The organism is Anaerovibrio sp., from assembly GCF_024697385.1.
Lineage (GTDB): Bacteria > Bacillota > Negativicutes > Selenomonadales > Selenomonadaceae > Anaerovibrio.
In genome coordinates, this window is record NZ_JAILFV010000075.1 from 1 (window position 1) to 4,168 (window position 4,168).

The window sequence follows — 4,168 nt, forward strand, 5'->3', positions numbered from 1 at the left end:
GCTGAAGGATACCTGCCGGATTTATCAGGCTTCTACCTCTGAGCTTTACGGCAAGGTGGAGGAGGTGCCTCAGAATGAGAATACGCCTTTCCATCCTTATTCTCCATATGCTGTGGCCAAGCAGTACGGCTTCTGGATTACCAAGGAATACCGTGAGGCCTATGATATGTTCTGCTGCTCCGGGATTTTATTTAATCACGAGTCGGAGCGTCGTGGTGAGACCTTTGTTACTCGTAAGATTACCCTGGCTGCGGCCCGTATCGCTCAGGGCAAACAGGAAAAGCTGTTCCTTGGTAATCTGGACAGCCTCCGTGACTGGGGTTATGCCAAGGATTATGTGGAATGTATGTGGCTGATTCTCCAGCATGACAAGCCGGAGGATTTTGTTATTGCCACCGGTGTACAGCATTCTGTACGGGAATTCTGCCAGCTGGCCTTCCATCATGCGGGAATTGAGCTGGAGTTCACCGGCGAGGGCATGGATGAAAAGGGGATAGACAAGGCTACCGGCAAGGTGGTAGTCGAGGTCAGTCCTGATTTTTATCGTCCTACGGATGTGGTAAATCTTTGGGGGGATCCTACCAAGGCCAAAAATGAGCTGGGCTGGAATCCTACCAAGACTACCTTTGAGGAGCTGGTGAAAATCATGGTACAGCACGATATGGAAAAGGTGGCTGCTGACCGTCTGAAGGAGCATGTAAACTTGGCTGAGTTCTTGGAAAAGGGTGTTGTGAAATGATGGAAAAAAGTGCAAAAATATATGTTGCCGGGCATCGTGGCATGGTGGGTTCTGCCATAGTACGGGAGCTGGAGCGTCAGGGATATACCAATATTATTACCAGAACCCATAAGGAGCTGGACCTTTGCCGTCAGGAACAGGTGGAAGAGTTCTTTGCGGCAGAGAAGCCGGAGTATGTATTCCTGGCTGCGGCCAAGGTGGGGGGCATTGTAGCCAATTCTGAGGCTCTGGCAGATTTTATGTATGATAATATGATTCTGGAAATGAATGTTATTCATTCTGCCTGGAAAAACGGCTGTAAGAAGCTGGAGTTTTTGGGATCTTCCTGTATTTATCCCCGTATGGCTCCCCAGCCTATGAAGGAAAGCTGCCTTTTGACCTCTGAGCTGGAAAAGACCAATGAGGCTTATGCCCTGGCCAAGATTTCCGGGCTGAAGTACTGTGAGTTCCTGAATAAACAGTATGGTACGGATTATATTTCCGTAATGCCTACCAATCTTTATGGTCCGAATGATAATTATCATCCGGAGCACAGTCATGTGCTGCCGGCACTTATTCGTCGTTTCCATGAGGCAAAGGAGGCCGGTGCAGCCAGTGTTACCTGTTGGGGAGATGGTTCCCCACTGAGGGAGTTCCTGTATGTGGATGATTTGGCCAATCTCTGTGTTTTTCTCATGAATAATTACAGTGGGGATGAAACGGTAAATGCCGGTACCGGCAAGGAGCTTACCATTAAGGAGCTGACGGAGTTGGTAGCCAAGGTGATTGGTTATAAGGGTGAGATCCTTTGGGATCCGTCAAAGCCAAATGGGACCCCGAGAAAGCTGCTGGATGTTTCCAAGGCTGCAAAGCTGGGCTGGACCTACAGGACTGAGCTGGAGGATGGCATAGCCCTGGCTTACAGGGATTTTCTGGAAAATCCGATGAGGGCTGAAAGATAATGAATTATCTGTTAAAATAGGGTATATGGTGTTGCTGTGGTGCAGCACTTTGATGTACTGTATGTCAGTGACAGAAGAAGGGATAATTTTTATGAATATTGTGCTGTTGTCCGGTGGGTCAGGCAAGAGACTTTGGCCTTTGTCCAATGATGTCAGAAGTAAACAGTTTTTTAAGATTTTTCGGCAGGAGGATGGCACCTATGAATCCATGGTGCAGAGGATGTATCGTGGGATAAAGAAAGTGGCCGGTGATGCTGTAGTAACAGTGGCTACCAGTAAAAGTCAGGTGTCTTTCATCAATAATCAGCTGGGAGACAATGTGGGGATTTCCGTGGAGCCATGCCGCAGGGATACCTTCCCGGCTATTGCCTTGGCCACTGCTTATCTGGTGGATGTGATGAAGGTGGATCCGGATGAGGCTGTGGTGGTATGTCCTGTTGACCCGTATGTGGAGGATAATTATTTTGAGGCCCTGAAGAAATTGGGGGAGCAGGCCCAAAAGGGTGAGGCCAATTTGGTGCTGATGGGAGTAGAGCCTACCTATCCTTCGGAAAAGTATGGGTATATTATTCCAAAATCTACTGATCAGGTGGCGGAGGTTGCTACATTCAAGGAGAAGCCGAGCAAGGCGGTGGCTGAGGATTATATTGCCCAGGGTGCACTGTGGAATGCCGGGGTGTTTGCTTACAAGCTGAGGTATGTCTTGGACATTGCCCACAAGCTGATGGATTTTGATGATTATTATGATTTGTTTGAAAAGTATGAGACCTTGGAGAAGATCTCCTTTGATTATGCTGTAGTGGAAAAAGAAAGTAAGATTCAGGTTCAGCGCTTCAGTGGTCAATGGAAGGATTTGGGTACATGGAATACTTTGACTGAGGCCATGGAGGAATCTGTGATCGGTCAGGGGGTACTCAATGACAGCTGTGATGGTGTCAGCATCATCAATGAGATGGATGTGCCTGTGCTGGCAATGGGGCTCCATGATGTGGTAATAGCTGCAGCACCGGAGGGAATCCTGGTATCTGATAAGGAGCAGAGCTCATATATCAAGCCTTTTGTGGAGAAGTTTGAGAAAAAAGTGAGGTTTGCTGAAAAGTCCTGGGGAAGTTATCAGGTAATTGATGTTGAAAAGGGGTCATACACGATCAAGGTTACCCTTAAGGCTGGCCAGTCCATGAATTATCATAGTCATAGGAACCGTGATGAGATATGGGTGGTCATTGAGGGGACCGGACGGACTATAGTGGATGGCATGGAGCAGAAGATAAAGGCCGGTGATGTAGTGGCTATGTCTGCAGGCTGCCGCCATACGGTGATTGCTGACAGTGAATTGAAGCTGATAGAGGTACAGATCGGTGAGGATATCAGCGTAGAGGACAAGCAGAAGTTTGAATTGGAGTAAAGGGCAGGTTTTAGAGTGCCGGGAAAACCTCATCCGTCAACTTCGTTGACACCTTCCCCAGAGGGGAAGGCACGGGTGACGAGGGGAACGGGAGTACGGGTAACGAGGGACGAAGGTGTGATTAACGGAAGTGGTACTTCTAGAAACTGGTCTGGTTGCACAAAAGTGAAGTGAAAGCCTTCCCCTTTGGGGAAGGTGCCGAGCAGGGCGAGGCGGATGAGGTATTTATTTTTTCAGGCATCATTATGAAAAATAATATTTATCGTAAAGATTTAAAACAAAAGGCTCAAATGTTGCGAAAAAACATGACTGACGAGGAAAGACATTTGTGGTATGATTTCTTAAGGCAATATGAATTGAATTTTCGCAGACAGAAGCCTATAGGCAATTATATTGTTGATTTCTATTGTGGAAAGGCCAGATTGGTTGTGGAAATAGATGGCGGTCAACATTATGATGAGGCGGCTATTGTTTATGATAAAAAACGGACTGAGTATCTCAATAATCAGGGGCTTTTTGTGCTGAGATTCACTAATCGTGAGATTCATGAGAATTTTCGTGAGGTGTGTGAGCATATTGATAATGAGGTCAAAAGACTGGTGACGGGGCGGATTGTTGAGTCGTGAGGAAGGGATATGGCGGAGCTTCGCTCCTGACCTCATCCGAGTGCTGCGCACCCACCTTCCCCAGAGGGGAAGGCACGGCCTTGACTGGCATGTGGCCAGGGCAGATTTTAAAAGGTTGGGTGACGAAGGGAACGGGAGCACGGGTAACGAGGGGAACGGGAGCGCGGGTGACGAGGGGAACGGGAGCGCGGGTGACGAGGGGAAGGCACGGCCTTGACTGGCAGTGGCCAGGGCAGGTTTTAGAGTGCCGGGAAAACCTCATCCGTCAACTTCGTTGACACCTTCCCCAGAGGGGAAGGCACGGGTGACGAGGGGAAGGCACGGCCTTGACTGGCAGTGGCCAGGACAGGTTTTAGAGTGCCGGGAAAACCTCATCCGTCAACTTCGTTGACACCTTCCCCAGAGGGGAAGGCACAATACCGGCTTCCCTAGAGCGGAAGGCACGGCCTTGACTGGC

General features: G+C 48.8%; 4 protein-coding genes. All 4 read left to right on the forward strand.

Annotated features, from left to right (window positions below):
* A partial coding sequence (locus tag K6C05_RS03920) for a GDP-mannose 4,6-dehydratase (RefSeq protein ID WP_296731482.1) occupies window positions 1-739 on the forward strand: 739 nt, incomplete at its 5' end.
* Window positions 736-1,680, forward strand: a complete 945-nt coding sequence (locus K6C05_RS03925; protein ID WP_296731484.1) for a GDP-L-fucose synthase — start codon at window positions 736-738, stop codon at window positions 1,678-1,680. The genes K6C05_RS03920 and K6C05_RS03925, both read left to right, overlap by 4 nt.
* Window positions 1,681-1,771: 91 nt before the next feature.
* Complete coding sequence (locus tag K6C05_RS03930) at window positions 1,772-3,085, forward strand: sugar phosphate nucleotidyltransferase (protein WP_296731486.1); 1,314 nt, start codon at window positions 1,772-1,774, stop codon at window positions 3,083-3,085.
* 245 nt (window positions 3,086-3,330) lie between these two features.
* On the forward strand, window positions 3,331-3,711 hold the full coding sequence (locus tag K6C05_RS03935; protein ID WP_296731488.1) for an endonuclease domain-containing protein: 381 nt from the start codon (window positions 3,331-3,333) through the stop codon (window positions 3,709-3,711).
* Window positions 3,712-4,168: the final 457 nt, after the last annotated feature.